Annotated in this window: 17 protein-coding genes; 2 read left to right on the top strand and 15 right to left on the bottom strand. The window is 55.1% G+C overall.

Features of this window, described 5'->3' with window-relative positions:
• Positions 1–9: 9 nt before the first annotated feature.
• Positions 10–2,655 carry a phosphoenolpyruvate carboxylase gene (gene ppc, locus ACN0RL_RS12150; RefSeq protein ID WP_417517095.1) on the bottom strand — a complete coding sequence of 882 codons (2,646 nt, stop codon included), beginning with the start codon at positions 2,653–2,655 and terminating at the stop codon, positions 10–12.
• 122 nt (positions 2,656–2,777) lie between these two features.
• Here ppc and ACN0RL_RS12155 point away from each other — a divergent pair, with 122 nt between their 5' ends.
• Positions 2,778–3,011 (top strand): hypothetical protein, encoded by a 234-nt coding sequence (locus tag ACN0RL_RS12155; protein ID WP_417517097.1) that lies wholly within the window; start codon positions 2,778–2,780, stop codon positions 3,009–3,011.
• A 27-nt stretch (positions 3,012–3,038) separates the two neighbouring features.
• Here ACN0RL_RS12155 and ACN0RL_RS12160 read toward each other — a convergent pair whose 3' ends face one another.
• The 5 genes from ACN0RL_RS12160 to cysM all read right to left on the bottom strand — a co-directional run bounded on the left by ACN0RL_RS12160 (position 3,039) and on the right by cysM (position 8,934).
• Positions 3,039–3,383 (bottom strand): pilin assembly protein, encoded by a 345-nt coding sequence (locus ACN0RL_RS12160; protein WP_417517099.1) that lies wholly within the window; start codon positions 3,381–3,383, stop codon positions 3,039–3,041.
• Positions 3,384–3,517: 134 nt separating this feature from the next.
• Positions 3,518–4,369 (bottom strand): nucleoside triphosphate pyrophosphohydrolase, encoded by an 852-nt coding sequence (mazG, locus tag ACN0RL_RS12165; protein WP_417517101.1) that lies wholly within the window; start codon positions 4,367–4,369, stop codon positions 3,518–3,520.
• The gene (gene relA / locus ACN0RL_RS12170; RefSeq protein WP_417517103.1) at positions 4,366–6,606 is read right to left on the bottom strand and encodes a GTP diphosphokinase; all 2,241 of its coding nucleotides are present in this window, start codon (positions 6,604–6,606) and stop codon (positions 4,366–4,368) included. Before relA ends, mazG begins: the two co-directional genes overlap by 4 nt.
• A gap of 64 nt (positions 6,607–6,670) precedes the next feature.
• Positions 6,671–8,014, bottom strand: a complete 1,344-nt coding sequence (rlmD, locus tag ACN0RL_RS12175; protein ID WP_417517105.1) for a 23S rRNA (uracil(1939)-C(5))-methyltransferase RlmD — start codon at positions 8,012–8,014, stop codon at positions 6,671–6,673.
• Positions 8,015–8,040: 26 nt separating this feature from the next.
• Complete coding sequence (gene cysM, locus ACN0RL_RS12180; RefSeq protein WP_417517107.1) at positions 8,041–8,934, bottom strand: cysteine synthase CysM; 894 nt, start codon at positions 8,932–8,934, stop codon at positions 8,041–8,043.
• A gap of 223 nt (positions 8,935–9,157) precedes the next feature.
• Here cysM and ACN0RL_RS12185 point away from each other — a divergent pair, with 223 nt between their 5' ends.
• The gene (locus tag ACN0RL_RS12185; RefSeq protein ID WP_417517109.1) at positions 9,158–12,034 is read left to right on the top strand and encodes an ATP-binding protein; all 2,877 of its coding nucleotides are present in this window, start codon (positions 9,158–9,160) and stop codon (positions 12,032–12,034) included.
• 30 nt (positions 12,035–12,064) lie between these two features.
• On the opposite strand, the gene pdxJ is transcribed toward ACN0RL_RS12185, so the two are convergent.
• From pdxJ to ACN0RL_RS12230, 9 genes are all read right to left on the bottom strand, one after another.
• Positions 12,065–12,805 (bottom strand): pyridoxine 5'-phosphate synthase, encoded by a 741-nt coding sequence (gene pdxJ, locus ACN0RL_RS12190; RefSeq protein WP_417517111.1) that lies wholly within the window; start codon positions 12,803–12,805, stop codon positions 12,065–12,067.
• Complete coding sequence (gene recO, locus ACN0RL_RS12195; RefSeq protein WP_417517113.1) at positions 12,795–13,523, bottom strand: DNA repair protein RecO; 729 nt, start codon at positions 13,521–13,523, stop codon at positions 12,795–12,797. The genes pdxJ and recO overlap by 11 nt, the downstream gene beginning before the upstream one ends.
• A gap of 31 nt (positions 13,524–13,554) precedes the next feature.
• The gene (era, locus tag ACN0RL_RS12200) at positions 13,555–14,472 is read right to left on the bottom strand and encodes a GTPase Era (RefSeq protein ID WP_417517115.1); all 918 of its coding nucleotides are present in this window, start codon (positions 14,470–14,472) and stop codon (positions 13,555–13,557) included.
• On the bottom strand, positions 14,472–15,161 hold the full coding sequence (gene rnc, locus ACN0RL_RS12205) for a ribonuclease III (protein WP_417517117.1): 690 nt from the start codon (positions 15,159–15,161) through the stop codon (positions 14,472–14,474). The genes era and rnc overlap by 1 nt, the downstream gene beginning before the upstream one ends.
• Positions 15,158–15,547: a DUF4845 domain-containing protein gene (locus ACN0RL_RS12210; protein ID WP_417517119.1), complete on the bottom strand. Its 390-nt coding sequence runs from the start codon at positions 15,545–15,547 to the stop codon at positions 15,158–15,160. Before ACN0RL_RS12210 ends, rnc begins: the two co-directional genes overlap by 4 nt.
• Before the next feature lie 27 nt (positions 15,548–15,574).
• On the bottom strand, positions 15,575–16,354 hold the full coding sequence (lepB, locus tag ACN0RL_RS12215) for a signal peptidase I (RefSeq protein WP_417517121.1): 780 nt from the start codon (positions 16,352–16,354) through the stop codon (positions 15,575–15,577).
• Between the two features lie 11 nt (positions 16,355–16,365).
• Positions 16,366–18,168 (bottom strand): translation elongation factor 4, encoded by a 1,803-nt coding sequence (gene lepA, locus ACN0RL_RS12220; RefSeq protein ID WP_417517123.1) that lies wholly within the window; start codon positions 18,166–18,168, stop codon positions 16,366–16,368.
• Between the two features lie 105 nt (positions 18,169–18,273).
• Positions 18,274–20,997 (bottom strand): EAL domain-containing protein, encoded by a 2,724-nt coding sequence (locus ACN0RL_RS12225; RefSeq protein ID WP_417517125.1) that lies wholly within the window; start codon positions 20,995–20,997, stop codon positions 18,274–18,276.
• Positions 20,998–21,134: 137 nt separating this feature from the next.
• Positions 21,135–22,514 (bottom strand): DegQ family serine endoprotease, encoded by a 1,380-nt coding sequence (locus ACN0RL_RS12230; RefSeq protein ID WP_417517167.1) that lies wholly within the window; start codon positions 22,512–22,514, stop codon positions 21,135–21,137.
• Positions 22,515–22,590: the final 76 nt, after the last annotated feature.

Genomic DNA, 22,590 nt, shown 5'->3' on the forward strand with positions numbered 1-22,590 from the left:
CCGGTTCTGTTAACCGGTGTTACGCATACCGGCAGCAATTCCCGCCATTGTAACCTTAAGTGCGCGTTCTACCAGCTCCGGGACTTCACCTTTGCCTTCGCTCTCACGATCACGCCTCAGCAACTCGGCCTGAAGATAATGCAAGGGGTCTGTGTAAGGGTTGCGCACACGCATAGAATGGGCAAACACCGGCTCATCCTCCAGCAGCTCGTTCTGCTCCTTGAGTTCCAGAAGGCGCTGAACACAACCTTCGAGCCGCTTCCCCAAACTGGCGCCTAGCTCTCTCAACTTATCGTCGTCCAACAGGGTTTTTTCATAATAACCGGCGATACGCAGGTCGGCCTTGGCCAAAACCATTTCGAGCATATCTACATAAGTGCGGAAAAATGGCCAACCCTGCATCATCTCGCGCAACATGGGCAACCGCCCTTCTCTGGCCGCATCTTCAAGCGCCACATCACTACCCAGCCAGCTGGGCAGCATCAAGCGCATCTGAGTCCAGGCAAATATCCAGGGAATTGCCCGCAGGCTCTCGACACCACCCGAAGCTTTACGGCGCGCAGGCCGGCTGCCGAGGGCCAGCTTTCCCAGCGCCTGCTCAGGGGTCACCTGGCGGAAGTAAGGTACGAAATCCGGATTCTCCCTGACCACTTCGCGATAGGCCTTCAGCGAGCGTTCAGTCAGCCAGTCCATGGTCTCGCGCCACTTGTCTTCAGGCTCAGGCGGTGGTGCCAGAGTCGCTTCAATCACCGCTGTGGTGTAAAGCGTCAGGCTTTGCACAGCCAGCTGGGGCAAGCCAAATTTGAAGCGAATCATTTCACCTTGCTCGGTAATCCGGAAACTGCCGTTCACCGAACCGGGAGGCTGAGACAGAATCGCACGATTCGCAGGACCGCCGCCCCGGCCAACCGTCCCCCCGCGGCCGTGAAACAGCGTCAGGTGAACACCGTACTGGCTTGCTACCCGGGTGAGTTTTTCCTGCGCCTGATACTGAGCCCAGGCCGCCATAAGCTGACCGGCATCCTTGGACGAATCCGAATAGCCAATCATGACTTCCTGCCGGCCCTGACAGTAATCCCGATACCACTCGACCTCATACAGCGCCGCCATACTGTCGGGTGCTCCGCGCAGGTCGTCCAGCGTCTCGAACAGAGGAACCACCCGCATGGGGAATTTCATGCCTGACTCACGGAGCAGCAGGATAACGCTGAGCACATCGGAGGGTTTGCTGGCCATGGAAATGACATAGGAACCCAGCGCCTCCGGCGTTTGCTGTGCAACCACCTCACAGGTGTCCAGCACCTCGCGCACCGGTTCAGAAGCCTCCCAGTTCCGGGGGACAAGCGGACGACGCCCCTGAAGCTCCTGTATCAGGAATGCCTGGCGTTCTTTCTCAGTCCAGGACATATAGTTGCCCAGACCAAGATACTCCACCATCTCGGCCACGGCTTCGGCGTGCCGGGTGGCCTCTTGCCGGATATCCAGACGAATCAGCGGAAGCCCGAATGTATGAGCCCGGCGAATGGTATCCAGCAGTGCGCCTTTGGCAATATGTTCCAGCCCACACTCAACCAGTGAGCGATAGCAAAGCTCCAGCGGTGCCGTCAGATCCTGATTCTCGAACAGGATACCGCCGGTATCTGCAGGCTCGCCACTGACACGGGCCTCTGCCCAATCCCGGGTTTTGAGCAGGCGCTCACGGAGTTCAGCCAGCACAAAGCGGTATGGCTCCCGGGAATCACCTGCCAAGCCACGCAGTTCATCACTTGCCTGCCACATGGAAAGCTCGGCCCGTAATGCCTGGATATCACGGAGAAAAAGATCCGCCGCCATCCAGCGTCCGAGCAAAAATACCTTTTGCGTCACCTGGTGAGTAACGTTCGGGTTGCCATCCCTGTCGCCGCCCATCCAGGAGGCGATGCGAACGGGTGACGCCTGCAATGGCAAACCCTTTCCTGTCGCTTTTTGCAACGATCCATCAAGGTTCTCAAGAAATCGCGGCAAGGCCTGCCAAAGGCTGTTTTCGATGACCGCAAAGCCCCATTTAGCCTCATCAACAGCCGTGGGTCGCTCATGCCGGATCTCGTCTGTATGCCAGGCTTCTGCCACCAGCCGGGACAGACGTCCTGTGATTGCCTCTTGCTCGGCCGTATTCAGGTCGTCATGATCCAGACTGGCCAGGCACTCCGACATTTCATCGTATTTCATAATCAGCGTGCGCCGCGCCACTTCCGTGGGGTGCGCTGTCAGCACAAACTCGACACGCAGGTCTGCCACACATTTATGAAGTGCTTCGGGACTGACACCGCTGTTCTTTAAACGCTCGAAAACATCTGAAACCGGCTCCACCATAAGGTCAGATTGATGGTCGCGCTTACGGCGAATACCGTGGTATTGCTCTGCAAGGTTCGCAAGGTTAAGAAACTGGTTAAATGCCCTGGTGACAGGCAACAGCTCATCATCGCTCAGCTTGCCGAGAAGGTTAACCAGGCGCTGGCCGGACCCGCTTTCCTGCCGCCGATCGGATTTAGCGGCAGCCCGGATTTCCTCAATAAGATCAAAGCAATCCAGGCCAGGATGGCGCTGAATGCTCTGGCCCAGAAGCTCGCCCAACATACGGACATTTTCGCGAAGATCAGGGTGTAGCTCAGTCACATTGACTTCCTTTTGAATTGACGGAGACAAAGTAAACTAACGATACTAAGGAACCGCCGGAAAAGTCTATTGGCCATTGATGCCTAGCTGTGACATTAATGCCATACCTATAAGGAGTACCCATGAAAGTAACGGATCTGCCCAAGCAGTGGGAGCAACAGCAAAAGCCTGTTGAGCGAACCCACGACTATAACCTCAGGCTTCCTTTGGAAGACGCTGCAAGAATCTCTGCGCTGGCAGAGCTTTATCCTGATCGCAGCGAAAGTGACATTCTCAATGATGTGATTGCCGCAGCCCTGGATGATCTTGCCAGCCAGGGCCCACTAAAAGAAAAACTGAGCAGTAAAAGCAGTTAAGTCAGCTGGAGCCCTTAGCCCGCTCGGTCACGCTACGGATTCGAGCTGGCGGGCTTTGAGGCGCTTTATGTGCTTCTGGCTCAGGCGCACGAATTCCGGAGTAACCCCCTTGTCCTCAAATATTTCAAAACCGTCCTCATCATGGGCAACTACCTTGGTGCCCTGAACATAGGGGAAATCGGTTTCTATTTCGTCAAGAGCGGAGGAGATCAGGTCGCGCATGAGATCCTGCGACGACTTCAATGGATAGAGAACCGACAGTTTTTCAAGCATCCGGTGATGCTGGTCTGACAAAGCGATAAAACTGGCATCCCGGGTAAGTCTGCCTCTTGCATGCTTGTCCCAATAACTGACCAGATCTTTGATTTTCATCGAGCCTGACTCCTGAATCCTGTTGAAAGCACACAGCGCACAGAAAAGGTGCACTCTTAACGGCAAGTGTAGACGAAGCTCAGGAGTAGAAACTCAGGAAATTGGTAACGGATTGTACCTACTTCCTCCTGCTGTCAGGTTTTCTTTTCAATACCCTTAACGGATTGCCAGATCTCATCGAGTGCTTCCAGAGTTTCTTCGTCAAAGGAGCGGCCTTCACGCTCCAGAACCTGCTCGATAGCCCGGAATCGTGCCTCAAATTTGTGATTTGTGCGGCCTACTGCCTGCTCAGGGTTAACCTTCATGAAACGCGCCAGGTTCACACATACGAATAGCAGATCGCCCAGTTCATCTTCAACGGCGTCGTGATCACCCTGTCCGGATTCGGCAGCCTGCCAGGCTTCCTTCAATTCATCTATTTCCTCGTGAAGCTTGTCGAAAACCGGAGCGATGTCAGGCCAGTCGAAACCATGCCTCGCTGCGCGCTTCTGTAGTTTTTCCGCCCGCACCATCGCTGGCAAAGCCCGAGCGATGCCATCAAGCCGGCCCGGCGTTGCTGCCGACGAATCTTCCGCCTGCTTCTGGGCACGCTCTTCCGCTTTTATGCGCTCCCAGCTCTCTTTGATCCAGGCTTCGTCTGGTCGGTTATCCGGGTCGATGCGGCTTTCAAGGGTACCCTCTGGAAACACATGAGGATGACGGCGCACAAGCTTACGCACCAGATTATCGACCACCGCATCAAAGCTGAAGTGACCCTCTTCCGCCCCGATCTGCGAGTAGAAAATCACCTGGAACAGCAGGTCACCCAGCTCGTCTTTCAGGTTCGGGTAGTCCTCCCGTTCTATGGCATCGGCTACTTCGTGGGCCTCTTCCAGGGTATGCGGCACAATGCTTCTGAATGTCTGCCTCGAATCCCAGGGGCAACCGGTCTCAGGATCTCTCAGCCGACCCATCAGTACTTTAAGATCCTCAATAGAATAGCTCATGAGCGCTTACGCCTGACGTCAATGATGTTGGGCAGATTGCGGATCTGAGCCAGTAACCGTGCCAATTGCTCCAGACTGTGAATCTCCACAGTAACAATCATGGTTGCGGTGTTGTCATCCCGGTTTGTCACGGTATGGAGAGCGAGCACATCGCTTTTGGACGTCGACAAAACCTGGGTAATATCTCGCAGAAGGCCGGATCTGTCATACGCCTCGATTTCGATATCCACCGGGTAAACGGATGCCTGCTGGCCTCCCCAGCTCACTTCAATAATTCGGTTGGGCTCAAATTCCTGAAGGTTCAGAAACGTCAGACAGTCCTGGCGGTGAACCGTTACTCCACGCCCGACCGTTATGTATCCGCCGATAGCATCTCCCGGCAGGGGTTTGCAGCATTTGGCCACCTGGGTCTTGAGCTTGCCGACACCCAGAATGTGGATATCCGACTCTGTATCGTAAGGCTTGCGCCGCTGGGCGGTCAGTTTGAGGTCAAGCTGTTCGGATTTGGGCTCCAGCATTTGCTGGGCCAGGTTAGCGACATGTGCGGGGCGAAGATCGCCAGCGCCAACAGCGGCAAACATATCTTCAGCACTGTGGTAATTGACCTTTACCGCCAGTTCGCCCAGATCAACATCGTGCAAAGACAGGCGCCTGAACTCGTCTTCGATAATCGCACGGCCATCCGCTATGTTGCGATCGCGATTCTGTTGCTTGAACCAGTGTGTGACCTTGGCCCGGGCCCGCGATGTCTGAATATAACCAAGGCTCGGGTTCAGCCAGTCTCGGCTCGGAGAAGGATTGTTCTTGGAAGTGAGTACGAACACCTGCTCACCGGTCCTCAGCGGGTAGGTCAGCGGAACAATCCGGCTATTCACCCTGGCGCCGCGACAGGCATGGCCTATTTCGGTATGAACACGATAGGCAAAATCCACCGGTGTGGCGCCCTGCGGCAGGTCGACAACATGACCTTCAGGCGTGAAAACGTAAATCCGGTCCGAAACAATATCGGATTTGAGGTGGTCTGCCAGCCCGGAGAGATCACCCAGCTCTTCCTGCCATTCCAGTACCTGTCGGAGCCAGTTGATCTTGGCATCGTAGCCCGAAGATTTATTGCTTCTGTCCGTGCCTTTGTATAACCAGTGGGCACACACACCCAGCTCCGCATCTTCATGCATCGCATGGGTGCGAATCTGGACTTCCATTACTTTCCCATCCGGCCCGATCACCGCTGTATGCAACGATTGGTAGCCATTCTCTTTGGGATTGGCGACGTAATCATCAAATTCATTGGGTATGTGACGCCAGAGCGTGTGCACGATCCCGAGGGCGGCGTAACAGTCCCGCACTTCCGGAACCAGAATCCTCACAGCCCTGATGTCGTAAACCTGTGAGAAATCAATGCCCTTTATACGCATCTTTCGCCAGATGCTATAGATATGCTTGGCACGACCTGAAAGCGAGGCTTCAATACCGGAGGCTTTGAGCTCTGTCTGCAAGGTGCCGATCACATTACGGATGTAGCCTTCCCGATCGAGGCGTTTTTCATCCAGAAGTTTGGCAATTTTTTTATACGCCGTCTCATGCAGATAACGGAATGAGAGGTCTTCCAGCTCCCATTTGATATGGCCGATACCCAGGCGATGGGCAAGCGGGGCATAGATATCGAACACTTCCCGGGCGACCCGCATGCGCTTTTCTTCAGGCGCATTCTTGACACCCCGAATAGCGCAAGTGCGCTCGGCAAGCTTGATCAGCGCAACCCGGACATCATCAATCATGGTGACCAGCATCTTGCGAACATTGTCCAGCTGGCCTTCGCTCTGCCCGAGCACATTGCCCTTGAGCGGATGGTGAATCGAAGAAATGGCCGCCATCTGCTGCACACCGTTAATCAGCCCGGCTATCTCGCTACCGAACTCCTTGCGAATAGCCTCGAGGGCAACCCTTTCTTCCCGCACCGCGCGGTAGAGGATGGCGGCTACAAGACTGGCCTGGTCAAGGCGTAGCTCCGCCAGCACCTGAGCCATCTCAATGCCAATACGAAAGCTGCTGGAGCCAGAGGCCCACTGGCGGTCTTCCCGGAACGCCTGCAAATCGATTTCAGCAGCTTTCTCACAGGCCCTGCGAAACTGCGGCACGTCATCCAGGTGGGTTTGCGATGCTATCTGCTGAACCCAGCCCTCGATATCGACCTGGCCATCGCCGGTCATTGCATAGTCTTCGCGAACTTTTACCATATCTGCTTTGTCATTCCAGCTGGTTCACACAGCAATCCCTTGCTGCGCACAACGACATTCAGTGTCAATCCCGCTCAAACAGCGCGATAGACTCGACGTGCGTGGTATGAGGGAACATATCCATCACACCGGCGCGCACCAGGCGGTATCCGTTCCGCGCCATCACTCCTGCGTCCCGGGCAAGAGTAGCCGGGTTACAGGATACATATACGATTCGCCTGGCATTAAAGGCGGTCAGGTATTTGCAGACTTCCTCAGCACCCGAGCGCGGTGGATCGATGAGAATCTTGTCAAAACCCTCTTTAGCCCAGCTCTGGCCGGTAAAATCACCGTGCAGGTCAGCGCCATGGAACGATACATTCGCGAGACCGTTCAGCTCTGCATTTTCCCGGCCTCGGACCACCATGGCATCATCACCCTCCACGCCAACTACCCGGGCGCCTTTACGTGCAAGGGGTAAAGTAAAGTTTCCCAGCCCGCAAAACAGATCCAGAACCCGCTCATCCGGCTGCACATCCAGCCACTCCACGGCCCTGTTTACCATGTCCTTATTGATGCCTGCATTGACCTGAGTAAAGTCCATGGGATGAAACTTCATGGTCAGATCAAACGCTTCAAGCCGGTAGCTGAGGCGTTCGTCATCCTTGCCTGTTGATTCAGGCCAGATACGATGAACGGTATCCGGGCCCTTGGGCTGCAGGTACACATGCAAATCATGGGCCTGACCGAAGCCAATCAGCTTGTCCCTGTCGCCACTGCTCAGGTCATCCATGTTGCGGAAAACCATCGCGGCCGTATCGTCACCACAGGCAACTTCCACCTGAGGAATACGGGCATAGGCATCCATGCTGTGCAGGAGCTCGCGCAAAGGAAGAATGCGCTCGCCAATGCGGGGATCCAGCACCACGCAACGATCGATATCCGTCAGGAAGCTGTTGCGTTTCTCCCGGAAACCTACCAGTACTGATTCTCGGGCTTTAACATAGCGCACACCCATGCGCGCCTTTCGGCGATACCCAAGTGTGCTTTCCGGGCGGATCGGCTCGATCCACTCTTCAGGCTCTATGCCCCCAAAATGGGCAAACTGCTCACGCAATGTATTTTCTTTGAACTCGATCTGTGCATCACTGCTCATGTGCTGAAGGCTGCAGCCACCGCAAAGGTCTGCAAACTCGCAGGGCGGCACCTGGCGGTCAGGTGCCGCCTCAAGCACTTCAAGCGTGCGCAACTCATCGAATTTGCTTCGGGTGGATACGACCTTTGCCATAACGGTTTCACCCGGCAAGGCGCCATCCACGAACAGGATTTTGCCGTCCTGACGAGCGATACCGCGACCATCATGGCTTAGCTTTTCCACATCACAGCGCACGGGTTCCGTAGGAAGCACCTTCCTGCGTCGTTTGCTCATAATCTGTTCTCTTGATGTCGTCAGGTTCAGGCGCCGGGGAAGACGCCTGTCGATAAATAGCGGTCGCCACGGTCGCAGATAATGGCCACGATAATGGCATTCTCAACCTGTTTTGACAGTTGAAGCGCGGCTGCAATAGAGCCGCCGGATGACACGCCACAAAAAATACCCTCGCGTTCCGCCAGTGCGCGCATGGTTTCCTCAGCCTCTTGCTGACCGATGTCGAGTACCTGGTCCACGCGGGTCGCATCGTAAATACTGGGCAGATAGGCTTCCGGCCAGCGGCGGATTCCCGGTATGGACGCGCCTTCTTTTGGCTGCAGGCCAATAATGCTGATGTCCGGGTTGCGCTCCTTGAGGTACCGGGAAACGCCCATAATTGTCCCCGTAGTACCCATGGAGCTGACAAAGTGAGTTACCCGCCCTTCAGTCTGTTCCCAGATTTCCGGCCCGGTGGTCCGGTAGTGCGACAGCGGGTTATCCTGGTTACTGAACTGATCAAGCACTTTGCCCTTGCCCTCAGCCTGCATTCGCAGCGCCTTGTCCCGAGCAACTTCCATGCCTTCTTCGCTGCTGACCGTTATGATTTCAGCACCGTAAGCCCGCATGGATGCACGGCGCTCCTCACTCATATTCGCAGGCATGATGAGAACCATGCGGTATCCTTTGATAGCAGCAGCCATCGCCAGAGCGATGCCGGTGTTGCCACTGGTTGCCTCGATCAGCGTATCGCCTGGCTGGATTTCGCCACGGCGTTCGGCTTCCTGAATCATCCCTATGGCGGGCCGGTCTTTTACGGAGCCGGCGGGGTTATTACCCTCCAGCTTTGCCAGGATTACGTTGCTGGTATCGCCGGGAAGGCGCTGCAACCGAACCAAAGGCGTATGCCCGACATAATCTTCAATTGTGGGAAAATGCATATGAGAACCCTGTGGTACACTTTTGGGTTGGCATGATACGCCTTATAGCGCCGGTCGCCCAATACAGCTTCTCGCTAAAACCATGACTGGAGGCTATATAAACAGTGTGTTCTGCCACACAACCGGCACTGATTGTAAGGTTATCCGTGCCCGGATAGCCTACTATTACAAGGACGTAACCTGAGCAAGCAGGCGGCGTTAAGTTATCTTTCGGGAATCTCGTATGCGACGTTGGGGTATTCGCAAAACAGTGCTGGTGGTGACCCTGGTTCCCACCCTCCTCACCACCCTCATGCTGGGGCTGTTTTTTACCTACAGCTGGGTAACCAGTATTGAAAGCCTGCTGCGAGATCGCGGCGAGTCGCTGTCTCGTCAACTTGCGGCCGGCTCGGAATACGGCCTTTTCACTGCGAATCGCAGTCTGCTGGGCAGCCTTTCCAACGCACTACTGGAAGAGCAGGACGTGCGATCCATCACCTTCTTTGACGGCGACCGCCGCCGCTTGCTGCATACCGGCCCCGGAAGTTCCGACAATCTTGACAGCAAAGAACTGGCCAGCAAGCAGCCAAACACCATCGCCCGCACAGCCAGCACGCGGTTCGTCACCCCGGTTTTCCTTCAGGATCTGATGATCCAGTCGATGATTGACCCGGATGCCCGTCAGTCCGCTTCGCAGCAGCGCGCGCCTCTGGGATGGGTGGCCGTGGAGATGTCCCACATACGCACTGAGAAAGAAACCTACAAAGCGCTGCTGATTTCCTTGCTGCTGATTCTTGGCGGTGTGATTTTCAGCCTCCTGATTGCTTTGCGCCTGAGTCGCGCCTTTACCGGCCCGGTGTTCGAGCTGAACGCGGCAGTGGCGAAACTGAAAGAGGGAAAACTCGACACCCGGGTTCACACCGGAGCAGGCCCGGAGTTTGAGCAACTGGAATCAGGCCTGAACGCCATGGCAGAGGAGCTGAGCAAAGCCCAGGCAGAAATGCAGCAGAACATTGATCAGGCAACAGAAGACCTGCGCGAGACTCTGGAAACCATTGAAATCCAGAACATCGAACTGGACCTTGCGCGCAAGGAGGCCCTGGAAGCCAGTCGGATAAAGTCTGAATTCCTGGCGAATATGTCCCATGAGATCCGGACCCCGCTCAACGGAATTATCGGTTTTACCGAGTTACTGCTCAAAAGCCCGTTGCCACGCCAGCAAAGGGATCATTTGAGCACCATACGCAAGTCTTCCGAAATTCTGCTGACGATCATCAACGACATTCTGGATTTCTCGAAGATTGAGGCGGGCAAGCTGATCCTGGATCGCGTTCCTTTCCAGCTAAGGGATATTGTCGAAGAAGTCATGGTTATGCTGGCACCCGCTGCCCACAGCAAAAACCTGGACCTGGTGCCTCTGGTTTACAACGACGTACCGGACAACATCATGGGCGACCCTCTGCGGGTCAAACAGGTGATCACCAATCTGGTCAACAATGCCATCAAGTTTACCCAGACCGGTGAAGTGGTATTGCGTGCCAGCCTTGAAGATGAGGACAAAGAAAACAATCGGGTTACCCTTCGTTTGAGCATTACAGATTCGGGTGTGGGTTTATCCCGGGTTCAACAGCAATCGTTGTTTAACGCGTTCAGTCAGGCAGACGCCTCTACGGCCAGGCAATATGGCGGCACCGGCCTGGGCCTCGCCATTTCCAAGCGTCTGGTGGAGGAGATGGGCGGCAAGATCGGCCTGCAGAGCGAACTCGGGAAAGGCTCAACCTTCTGGTTCACCCTGACACCTGAGCTTTCTTCTGGTGGGGAGGCGATTGCACCCCGGGACGCTCTTCGGGGCGAGCGGGTTATCTATCTGGAACACCAGAAAACCTGCGGCCTTGCAGTTGAGCATCTTTTGCGGGAGTGGGGCATAACGGTTGATCGTGTTGCGTCGCCCGGCGCCATGCAGGAACAGATCGAGGGCGCCCAGAAAAGCCAGGCCGGTTATGCGGCAGCGATCGTCGGAATCACCCGGCACTTGCTCAACTCAAACCAGTACTGTGAGCTGGTGCGGGCGCTGGAGATTGAACGCGACTGCCGCACGCTGTTGCTGACACCAACCCTGGAAGTACACGACACTCCTCTGGCCGAGTTGGCAAGCGGCCATCTGTCCAAGCCGGTGTGCCGTGACGCGCTGTATGACGAACTGCTCCTCCTGGTGCACGGCATTAACACCTCCGGTCAGGGTATTTCGCGCCAGGAGAATCCGGTCCGGCTGCCGGCCCCCGACAACATACCCAGAGTACTGGCCGTAGACGATAACGAAGCCAACCTGAAACTGGTCATGACTTTGCTACAGGATTACCAGATAGACGTAGAAGGCGCATCAAGCGGCTTTGAGGCTCTCAGCAAAGCCCGGCAAAAGGCTTTTGACCTCGTTTTCATGGACCTCCAGATGCCCGGCATGGACGGCGTGGAAACAACCTCTCGCCTTCGTGAGATGGACGATAACAATCACAGAACAACGATCATTGCCCTGACGGCACACGCACTGGCCGATGAGCAGGAGCGCCTGACCAGGCAGGGTTTCGATGGTTATCTGCCCAAGCCAATCAGCAGCGGACAGCTTGCAGAAACCATACAGGAGTGTACAGGCTACCAGTGCCGAAGTACCCGCCAGGCTGGCCAGCCTGCGGTTCCGGAAGTCCGGGACACGAGACGCGCACTGAGACCCTCCACGCGTAAAATGCAGCGAGACTGTGTAAGCGTCGGTGAAAGCATCCAGCTGGCAGCTGGCAAGACAGATCTGGCAGAAGAATTATTCAGCATGCTTCTGGAACAGCTCCCTGCTGACCTGAACCAGATTGCACGGTTCTGGGATGAGCGCAATCTGGAAAATCTGCTGGAATGTGTGCACAAACTTCACGGCGCAACACGCTACTGCGGAGTTCCGGAGCTGCGCTCGGCAGCAAACCGGCTGGAAACGGCGCTCAAGTGCTCGGCATCAGATATGGAGCTGCAAAAGAACCAGCTGGTTTCTGCGATGGAACGGTTGCAAATCTGGAGCGAGCAGACCGACTGGCAGGAGATGTTCAGGGCGCACCATCAGCAAGCTGAAACCAGCTGACGGTGCTCTTTTAATTAAGTTCGGAGTTAATCAGGCTCTTCCACGCGCTCGGTCAAGGATCGCTTTCATATCCCGGACCGCTTCCTTGAGGCCGCAAAATACCGCTCTGGCAATAATGGCGTGGCCGATATTCAGCTCATTGATGCCCGGGATAGCAGCAACCCGTTCAGTGTTGTGATAGTGCAGACCGTGGCCCGCGTTCACAATCAGCCCCTTTTTGCGCGCGTAAGACACCGCTTCGGCCAGAACCTTGAAGGCGGCTTCTTGTGCCTCTGGACCAACCGCTTCAGCATACTCCCCCGTATGGAGTTCGATAACCGGTGCACCGCAACGCACCGCAGCATCTATCTGAGCGCGATCCGGGTCAATAAAGAGGGACACCTCTGCGCCCAGTTTGGCCAACCGTTCGCAAGCGCCGGCAACACGAGCCTCCTGACCTTCTACATCCAGCCCGCCTTCGGTCGTCAGCTCTTCCCGCTTTTCCGGGACCAGGCAAACGCACTCGGGCCGCACCTTCTCGGCGAATTCCAGCATGGCGTCCGTAACGGCCATCTCGAGGTTCATTTTGGTCTGCAGCACTTCTTTGAGCAGCAATACATCACGATCCTGTATGTGGCGCCGATCCTCTCTGGGGTGAATCGTAATGCCGTCTGCACCGGCCTCTTCTGCCATCAGCGCAGCCTGTACCGGATCGGGATAACGTGTTCCCCGGGCCTCACGTAAGGTGGCAATATGATCGATATTGACACCAAGCAATACTCTAGGATTCATGTCGTTCTCCCCTGAGATGATTGAAAAGACTGCGACTGTTCAGTGGGCGCCCCTGCAGCAGATAGTCTGTCAGGACCCGCATTACCCGCTTTGATATCCGACGGCTTGAAACGGTTTCATAATCCCCGCTGGCAAGCGCCAGCAGCGTATCCCCGGGCAGGTTCTGTAAACGCACGCCAGCCGAGACGGCGGCAACAATACCCTGTTCGGGGTCATAGCAATAGTTTTGTGTGGCATGGACAGGCTGGCCGGTATCCATGGCCAGATCCCAGGAAAAATCGTACCCCAGGGCGACCGCAAACGCCTGTTCGAACTTTCGCAATACCGGCTCCACATCAGACGTCTGTGCAAGCTGCGCAAGCGCATCAATGTATGCCGCAAAAAGAGTCTGATGAGGATCCGCCAGGGGTAACACCCTTTGTATCAGCTCGTTCAGATACAGACCACTGTAGAGGGAGACGGTACGGTGCAAAGCCGGGCCGTCACGCACGTCTACCTGGGTCAGGGTCTTCAGGTCGCCGCGCCCCACCCAGCCCAGCATCAGTGGCTGAAAGGGTTGAAGTTGAGCCTTGAGCGGGCTTTTACTGCCGCTGGCACCGCGGGCTATCACGCTCATACGACCGTGATTCAGAGTAAAGAGGTCAACCATGAGACTGGTTTCCCGCCACGGGCGGCGGTGAATCACGTAAGCGGGTTCCTGCTGCGCTTCTCTTCTCATGGTGCCTCGGGGGGCATGACAGGCTCAGGCGTCAGAGGTCGTTCATACCCAGGCTCTTGAGCGCACGGTCACTGTCCGCCCAGCCGCGTTTTACTTTCACCCATAGCCGCAGCATGACCTTGCTGTCGAACATGCGCTCCATATCGGCTCTGGCATCCTGGCCAATGCTACGCAATCTATCGCCTTTGTCGCCGATCATGATTTTTTTCTGGCCCTCGCGTTCCACAAGGATCAACGCCGATATATGCAAAGTGTTACCGTCGTGCTTGAACTCTTCAATTTCTACCGCAACAGAGTATGGCAACTCGGCCCCAAGTTGGCGGGTGATTTTTTCACGCACCATCTCTGAGGCCATAAAGCGTTCGCTCCGATCGGTTATCTGATCATCGGGATAGAAATGGACGCTCTCGGGCAGGAAACGACCTACCGTTTCCTCCAGCGGCTTCAGGTTAGTCTCCTTCAGCGCCGACATAGGAATAATTTCTGCAAACTCGCGCTTTCTGGAAAGCATGTCCAGATGTGGTAGCAGGCTTTCCCGATTTTCAATCCGGTCAACCTTGTTCAACGCCAGAATAACCGGGCATTCCAGCTTGCTCAGTTTCTCCAGCACCATCTCATCAGCCGTGGTCCAGGCAAGCTGATCCACCACGAATACCACCACGTCCACACCGGAAAGTGCAGAGGTGGCCGCCTTGTTCATATAGCGGTTCAAGGCTCTGGGCTCTTCCACGTGCATCCCGGGCGTGTCCACATAAATCGCCTGCACCGGGCCCACGGTTTTAATTCCCAGCACCTTGTGGCGCGTGGTTTGTGGCTTACGGGAGGTAATGCTCAGTTTCTGCCCCAGAATATGGTTCAGCAAAGTCGACTTGCCTACATTGGGGCGACCAACAATGGCCACAAAGCCACAACGGCTGTCGGGGTTCTCCGGACGGGTAATATCGTTCATCAGGGTGTCTCCACGCCGAGTTGTTTCAGCGCGCTGCGTGCCGCTTCCTGCTCCGCCACGCGGCGACTGCTTCCGACTCCGCTGGTCGTTCGGTCCAGCGAAGACAACACACAGGACACATGAAATGTCTGATTATGAGCTTCTCCGTCTACAGATATAACGTCATATCTGGGCAGAGGGAACTGCCTGGACTGAAGATACTCCTGCAAGCGGGTCTTGGGATCTTTCTGGGTATCCTGGAGGTCGAGCTGCTTCAGCCTGTGCTCAAACCAACGCAATATCTGCTCTCGGCAGGTCTCGAAATCGCTGTCAAGGTAGATAGCACCAATAATCGACTCGACCGCATCGGCAAGGATGGACTCACGGCGAAAGCCGCCACTCTTCAGCTCGCCTGAACCAAGTCGCATATAGCTTCCCAGCTGGAACTCACGGCCAATCTCGGCCAGAGTTACCCCCTTCACCATTCTGGCCCGCAAACGGCTCAACTGGCCTTCCCGGGCTTTCTCAAAGTTCAGAAACAGATACTCGGCGATAACCATATTGACAATGGAGTCACCGAGAAATTCCAGCCGTTCGTTATTCTGGTTACCATAACTCCGGTGCGTCAGTGCCAGCATAAGCCGCTCTGGCGACTTGAACTGATAGCCAATACATCGCTGTAACTGATCCAGGTCCGGCTGCGAACTCACTTGCCCTTCATCTCATATCTATGCTGGAAGTGAACAACGGTATCTATGTTGCGAAAGATATTGTTGCGAACTTCGTAGTCCACATTGATCACGACGAGCTCGCCGTCTTTTTCGACCGTAATATCTTTGGCATCAAAGCCCCGGATATTGTTTACGCTAAGTCGCTTGTTCATCAGGGTACGAACCTGGGCCGGTCCCATCCGGGACAAACCCTCGGTACCATCCAGACCTTCCAGCGCTTCCTGAATGGTAAGGTCATCCATGTACGCCGGCCCGACCTTGATAACCAAAGTAAGCAAGCTGCCAAAAAACAACACCATGACCAGAATGACAAGCGCCGAAGCACCACCCTGACGGCTCATGGCGGATAGATTGTTTTTCTTCATTACAACTGAACTCCAGAATAGTAAGAATTACTCAATACCGCCCACCCGCTTGAAGGATGGCAGACTGGTTAAGGATTTCCAGTGCATCCAGATAGCAAAAGCCTTACCCACGACCAACTCGTCCGGAACCGTACCCCAGTAGCGACTGTCGTTACTGTTATCGCGGTTGTCACCCATTACAAAATAGTGCCCTTCCGGTACCTGCCACTCGCCTTCGCCCGCGGCGCCAGGGCGCCCCATGGTCAGAAAAATATCATGCTCCACTGCGCCCAGATCTTCCCGGCGCACTTCTACCGGCGGCAGACGCACAACAAATTCGCTGTCTATCTGCTGGTCGTTGATGAAAAGCTGCTTGCCACGATAGCGTACTGTATCTCCGGGGAGGCCGATCACTCGCTTGATGTAGTTGGTTTCGCCGTCCTTGGGATAACGAAACACCATCACATCACCCCGATCCGGATCGCCGATCTCCAGTATCTTGGTTCCGGCAACCGGCAAACGCAGCCCATAGGCATACTTGTTGACCAGAATAAAATCGCCGACTTCCAGCGTTGGCAACATGGAGCCTGAAGGAATCTGGAACGGCTCCACCAGAAACGACCTGAGGACCAGAACAATGGCCAATACCGGAAAAAAAGAACGGCTGAGATCGACCAGATAGGGCTCTTTAGGCTCTTCTTCACCATGCGCCGCATCCGCAGGAAGCGCTGCAAGGCGACGCTTACGCAAAAACAGTATATCTGCCAGCCAGATCAGCCCCGACGCAAAGGTCAGAACAACCAGAACCAGTGGAAAATCAATATCCATCCAGATGCCTTTTAATTATCGACTTTCAACACGGCAAGAAACGCTTCCTGAGGCACCTCGACATTACCTACCTGCTTCATGCGTTTTTTGCCTTCCTTCTGCTTCTGGAGCAGTTTTTTCTTGCGGCTGACGTCACCGCCGTAACATTTTGCGGTTACGTTTTTGCGCAGCGCTTTCACGCTGACCCTCGACACCACCTGATTACCGATGGCAGCCTGAATGGCGATATCAAACATCTGCCGGGGGATCAGCTCTTTCATCTTCTCAATCAGCTGGCGCCCCTTGTAGTGGGCCTGCTCTTTATGGACGATCAAAGCCAGAGCGTCCACACGCTCACCGTTTATGAGTACATCAAGACGTACAAGGTTTGCCTGCTGGAAACGCACGAAGTGGTAGTCCAGAGACGCAAAACCGCGGCTGGCAGATTTGATACGATCAAAGAAATCGAGTACCACTTCGGCCATCGGCAATTCGTAGGTCAACTGCACCTGATTGGTCGTAAAGTGCATGTTTTTCTGAACGCCCCGCTTCTCTTCACAAAGCGCAATAACATTACCCAGGTGCTCCTGGGGCACGAGAATATTCGCCTCGACGATGGGTTCGCGCATTTCCTCAATCGAGCCAATATCCGGCAACTTTGAGGGGCTGTCCACCGACAGCGTCTCTCTTTGCTTGGTCAGCACCTCATAAATAACCGTAGGTGCGGTAGTAATCAGATTAATATCGTATTCACGCTCCAGTCGCTCCTGAATGATCTCCATATGCAGCATGCCAAGGAAACCACAGCGGAAGCCAAAGCCCAGAGCATCGGAGCTCTCAGGCTCGTAAAACAGTGAAGCGTCATTCAGGGTCAGCTTTTCCAGCGCATCGCGGAAATCGTTGTAGTCATCAGCGCTTACCGGGAACAGGCCTGCGTATACCTGCGGCTGCACCTTCTTGAATCCGGGCAACATGGGTGTCTCGGCAGCAAACTTGTGGTGCACGATAGTGTCACCCACCGGAGCGCCGTGAATATCTTTGATACCGGCAACCACAAAGCCCACGTCACCGGCTTCCAATATGTTGGTGTCAAAAGGCTTGGGATTGAAAATCCCTACTTTGTCGGCGTTCCAGGCCTTGCCGGTAGATTTGATAACAATCTTGTCGCCCTTTCTCATAATGCCCTGGGTAACCCGGACAAGAGAGACAACGCCCAGATAGTTATCGAACCAGGAATCTATGATCAAGGCCTGCAATGGCGCCGAACGATCACCCTGGGGCGGTGGTATTTTCTTGATAAGGTCTTCCAGAACGTCTTCAACACCCATTCCACTCTTGGCAGAGCAGCGCACCGCATCCGAAGCATCAATGCCGATGATATCTTCTATTTCAGCTGCAACCCTCTCAGGCTCTGCCTGGGGCAGGTCCATCTTGTTCAGAACCGGCACAACTTCCAGGCCCTGCTCGATGGCGGTATAGCAGTTGGCTACAGACTGGGCTTCAACGCCCTGGCCAGCATCTACAACGAGCAGCGCGCCTTCGCAGGCATACAGCGAACGCGATACTTCATAGGAAAAATCCACATGACCAGGAGTATCAATAAAGTTCAGTTTGTATACCTCACCGTCCTGCGCCGTGTAATGCAGCGTGACACACTGAGCCTTGATGGTGATGCCCCGTTCGCGCTCCAGATCCATGGAGTCCAGCACCTGTTCGGCCATTTCCCTATTGGTCAGGCCTCCGCAAACCTGGATAAAACGGTCTGCAAGTGTGGATTTTCCATGGTCAATGTGGGCGATAATGGAGAAGTTACGGATTCGGCTCAGTTCAGTCACAGACAATGAATACTCATAGTAATACGGAGGATTGAGCCCGGAGAGACCACTACCAGCATCCGGGGCCGGCGTGATTTTACCGGTAACCGGCCGCCATTGCCATGATCAGCAAATAAGCGGCCGCTCATACTGCCGGATTAGAAATCCAATCAGGGCATCTTCGTCCAACGGATAGCTGAACAGATTGCCCTGGCACTGGGTGCACCCGGCCGACTTCAGGAAACTCAGTTGTTGCGGCGTTTCTACACCCTCAGCTACAACGGTGAGGTGGAGCTTCTGCGCCAGCGCGATCACCGCAGAAGCGACATCGGTTGCGCTGACATTGTACGGAATATCGCGGATAAAGCGGTGATCAATCTTGATCACATCCAAAGGCAGCTGCTGCAAAGCAACCAGGGAGCATGAACCGGCTCCGAAATCGTCCAGTATCAGACACACACCAAGGTCATTGAGCGATACCAGAAGCTCACGCAACATGCGCGGATCTTCGTTCAGCAACTCCACAGGCATTTCCAGTTCCAGCTTCTCTGGCGAAACCCCCGTCTCGGTAATCACCCGCCGGACCATGTCGAGAAAGCGGGAATCCGTGATCTGCCGTACCGACAGATTGACCGCCATTTTCAGGTCTTCAAAACCCGCCCGTTCCAGCGCCTGCACCTGGATACAGGCCTGGCGTAACGCCAATTCACCAAGACGCACAATCAGCCCGGTTTCTTCAGCCAGGCCGATAAACTGCTGCGCCGATACCAGGCCTTTTTCCGGGTGATGCCAGCGCAGGAAAGCTTCAACACCAATCACCCGCTCGCTGATCAGATCCACCTTGGGCTGGTAATGCAGAACAAAACGCTCACCCTCGAGGGCACTCGCCAGTTCTTCCTGCTGCAGTAAGCGGCGTGCAGCTTTGATGTTCATGGAAGGAGTAAAGAACTGGTATGTATTCCGCCCCATTTCCTTGGCCCGGTACATGGCCAGATCGGCATACTTCATCAATGCGCCGGAGTCTTCGCTATCGTGAGGAATCATGGTGATACCAATGCTGACCGTAATACCCACCTCATGATCACTCAGGCGAATCCGCTGACACAGCCTGCGCAGAATGGTTTCCGCAACCTTGGAAACCGCTTCTGTACCACTGACCTGTGACAACAAGACCACGAACTCATCGCCGCCAAGCCTGGCCACTGAATCTTCTTCGCGCACACAGCCCTCGATCCATTTCGCAACCTGACATAAAAGCTCGTCACCCGCATCATGACCCAACGTATCGTTGATTCGCTTAAAGCCATCAAGGTCGAGGAACATGAGAGCTGCCGGCTCGCCGCTTCTGCGGCTCCGGCGCACCACATTATCGAGACGATCACGGAATAACTGACGATTAGCCAGCCCGGTAAGAGGGTCGTAAAACGCAAGCCGGTGCAGCTCGTACTGGGCCGCTTTCAGCTGCGTCAGGTCACGCAGGCTCAACACCACACCGTTAACGCCGGGCACGCTAAGCATGGCAGTATAAGTGCCCTCCATGTCGCGCCAGTCGCCAGCAGCATCACGAATCCGCGCCCGGATAACGGGCATCTGTTTGCCTGGCGCCTCCATGGCATCGTCAAAGCCATGTTTCAGGTTGGGCCAGTCGTCTTCATGCACAAGACTTTCCAGCGCCAACTCCTGAACTTCGTCGGGGTCAAAACCCAGAATATCAAAGCTGGACGGACTGGAGTAAAGCGGCGTACCAGACTCATCCATGACCAGCGTAACGTTAGCCGCGCCCTCCGTGATCGCGCGATAACGCCCGGCGCCGATTTGTGCCATAAGGCGTGAGTGAATCAGTACCAGTGCTACAACAAAAAGCAGCAGACTGATAACAACACCACTGCCAAGCACGATCGACGGGCGCGGATCAGATGCCAGATAGTCAAAAGCCGGGGTGGAGCGCGTCTGCAACAACCAGTCTCGCCCGCCATGACTTACAGTCTGGCTCATTTCAAAACTGTACTCATTATCCAGAGAGCCAAGATTCGAGCCATACATCAGGTTTTCGCGGGCGACCAGACCGTTGTCGTAAATGCGAACATCAAGAAACGGCGAAATCAGGCCAATAATGCCGTCAAGAAGGTTGTTCATGCGAAACGCGCTGAACACGAAACCTGCCAGCATCATACGGCGCTCCGCCTGTATATCCGGCACTTGTCCGCCCTGGTAGACAGGGTAATACATAAGAAAGCTGGCTTGCCCCTCTTCCAGCTCTTCCTGAACCAGCACCACCTTGGCCGTTACCGTTGGAATTGCACCATCACGCGAACGTTCCATGGCCTTACGATGAACCGGATCACTGAAAGCGTCATAACCCAGAGCCTTCCGATTGCTTTCAGTTCCGGGCTCGAGGTACACCATGGGATAATAGAAAGGGCCGGTTCCCAGTGGTTTCACCAGGTATTTGTATACGCCTTCGGCACGCACCGAAGCAATGTGATCGGCCATCCCGCGCACTTCGATACGCTCAACATACCCGATGCCCTGAATACCCGGGTAATAGCGGTTAATATCGACCTTATGGACATATTCCCGCCATTGATCACGGGAAACCTTACCCGCGACCGCGAAAAGGCCGGCACTACCTGCCAGAACCTGCTCGTAGTTGAGCAATCGTTCCTCAATGGCGGTTTTCAATTGTAGTGACTGGGTTCGGAACCGGGCTTCCGTACGATCTTCTACCAACCGAATGGAAAACTGCCAGGACGCGACGGTTACTGTGATCGTTACCACCAGAAGCAGCCAGGCAAGCCAGGCATTACGGGGGTTCAGAAGTTGCAGGAGGGGAAGATCCTTTCTGTTCATAATCCGGCCTGATCCGTTCCGTGGCAGCTCTTATTATTTCTGGAGCGCAGTATAACAAAAGCCCCGAAGCCTGTCGTTTCCAACATCAGGTTTCGGGGCTTTTTGCAACAATATACTTTCTTTTCAGGAAGCTACAGTCAGGGCTTCATTACAAGATAAATTGCCCTGCCCTGGCGCACTACGCGCACGGACACAGCCCGCCCCTCCGGCAGCGTTCTGACTACACTCCGGAAATCATCGACCGATGCCACAGCCTTCCTGTTGATCTCGGTGATCACATCCCGGTCGCGAATACCCGCATCATAGGCTGGCCCTCTGCCAACACCGGTCACTATGACACCACCCGATACACCAACAGAGTCCGCCAGATCCTTTGGCAGGGGCTCAACAGTGAGCCCCAGAGGCGCTGATGATGAACTGCCACCAGAGGGAGCCGTTTGCCGGGCACTACCTTCATCCGGCAGCTGGCCAATTTCGACATCCAGTGTGATTTCTTTTCCACCACGGAGAACGGTAAGGCGAGCCGTCTCGCCAACCGGTGTGCGGCCCACCATGGGCGGCAGATCCGACGAGAGCTGAATATCGTCGCCGTCGTACTCAAGCACGATATCTCCAGACTGCAGGCCGCCTTCCTCAGCGGGAGAGCCATTCATAACTTCCGCAATCAACGCACCCCGCGGGCGCTTGAGGCCAAATGATTCAGCCAGATCGCGGTTCACTTCCTGAATCAGCACACCCAGCCAGCCTCGGGAAACCGCGCCTTTGTCGCGAAGCTGCCGAAATACGCTCATGGCATCATCAATGGGAATAGCAAAAGAAACCCCCATGAAACCACCGGAACGCGTGTAGATCTGGGAGTTAATACCAATAACTTCGCCGTCAAGATTGAACAGTGGGCCACCCGAATTACCCGGGTTGATGGCAACATCAGTCTGAATGAACGGCACGTAGTTTTCTGAAGGGAGCGAACGACCCAACGCGCTGACGATCCCCGCCGTAACCGTGTAATCAAAGCCAAATGGCGAGCCGATCGCAAACACCCACTCACCCACCTTGAGGTCTCTGGAGCGTCCTGTTTTCACAACCGGCAGATCGTCACCATTCTCGATTTTCAGAACAGCCATATCCGAACGGGGATCTGTGCCCACCAGAGTGGCCGGCAGTTCACGACGATCATTGAGCCGGACAATAATCTCATCCGCACCCTCAACCACATGATTATTGGTCAATACGTAACCATCGGCGGAGACAATGAACCCTGAACCCATGGAGCGCCGAGGTTGAGAATTGCCCGGTGCCCCGCCAAAGGGGGACTGGGGGCCACGGAAGAATTCCTGGAAAAATTCCGGCAGTTGATCCAACTGTCGCTCATCAAAAGGCAAGCCGTGGAAGCGAGTGTTACCCGTAGCGGCAGCACTGGTGGTACTTATATTCACCACGGCGCCTGCATTTTCTTCAACCAGACCTGTAAAATCCGGCAGGCCGCGAGCGAAGCCTGCCTGGCTCCAGGCCAGCATCAGAAGGGCCGCCAGCGTTAGCAGCAAAGAAGCCGGCAACCTCTGAGTGAGTGATGCCGGGGAAAAGCGGGTAACC

The sequence above is a fragment of the Marinobacter sp. genome (assembly GCF_048259445.1).
GTDB lineage: Bacteria > Pseudomonadota > Gammaproteobacteria > Pseudomonadales > Oleiphilaceae > Marinobacter.

Coding starts and splice junctions, on each gene's coding strand:
- cysM (WP_417517107.1), bottom strand. CDS start 8,934: ATGCATTTTCCCACAATTGAAGATTATGTCGGGCATACGCCTTTGGTT.
- lepB (WP_417517121.1), bottom strand. CDS start 16,354: ATGGATATTGATTTTCCACTGGTTCTGGTTGTTCTGACCTTTGCGTCG.
- ACN0RL_RS12160 (WP_417517099.1), bottom strand. CDS start 3,383: ATGAAAATCAAAGATCTGGTCAGTTATTGGGACAAGCATGCAAGAGGC.
- ACN0RL_RS12185 (WP_417517109.1), top strand. CDS start 9,158: ATGCGACGTTGGGGTATTCGCAAAACAGTGCTGGTGGTGACCCTGGTT.
- ACN0RL_RS12210 (WP_417517119.1), bottom strand. CDS start 15,547: ATGAAGAAAAACAATCTATCCGCCATGAGCCGTCAGGGTGGTGCTTCG.
- era (WP_417517115.1), bottom strand. CDS start 14,472: ATGAACGATATTACCCGTCCGGAGAACCCCGACAGCCGTTGTGGCTTT.
- ACN0RL_RS12155 (WP_417517097.1), top strand. CDS start 2,778: ATGAAAGTAACGGATCTGCCCAAGCAGTGGGAGCAACAGCAAAAGCCT.
- mazG (WP_417517101.1), bottom strand. CDS start 4,369: ATGAGCTATTCTATTGAGGATCTTAAAGTACTGATGGGTCGGCTGAGA.
- relA (WP_417517103.1), bottom strand. CDS start 6,606: ATGGTAAAAGTTCGCGAAGACTATGCAATGACCGGCGATGGCCAGGTC.
- ACN0RL_RS12230 (WP_417517167.1), bottom strand. CDS start 22,514: ATGCTGGCCTGGAGCCAGGCAGGCTTCGCTCGCGGCCTGCCGGATTTT.
- rlmD (WP_417517105.1), bottom strand. CDS start 8,014: ATGAGCAAACGACGCAGGAAGGTGCTTCCTACGGAACCCGTGCGCTGT.
- recO (WP_417517113.1), bottom strand. CDS start 13,523: ATGAGAAGAGAAGCGCAGCAGGAACCCGCTTACGTGATTCACCGCCGC.
- pdxJ (WP_417517111.1), bottom strand. CDS start 12,805: ATGAATCCTAGAGTATTGCTTGGTGTCAATATCGATCATATTGCCACC.
- ACN0RL_RS12225 (WP_417517125.1), bottom strand. CDS start 20,997: ATGAACAGAAAGGATCTTCCCCTCCTGCAACTTCTGAACCCCCGTAAT.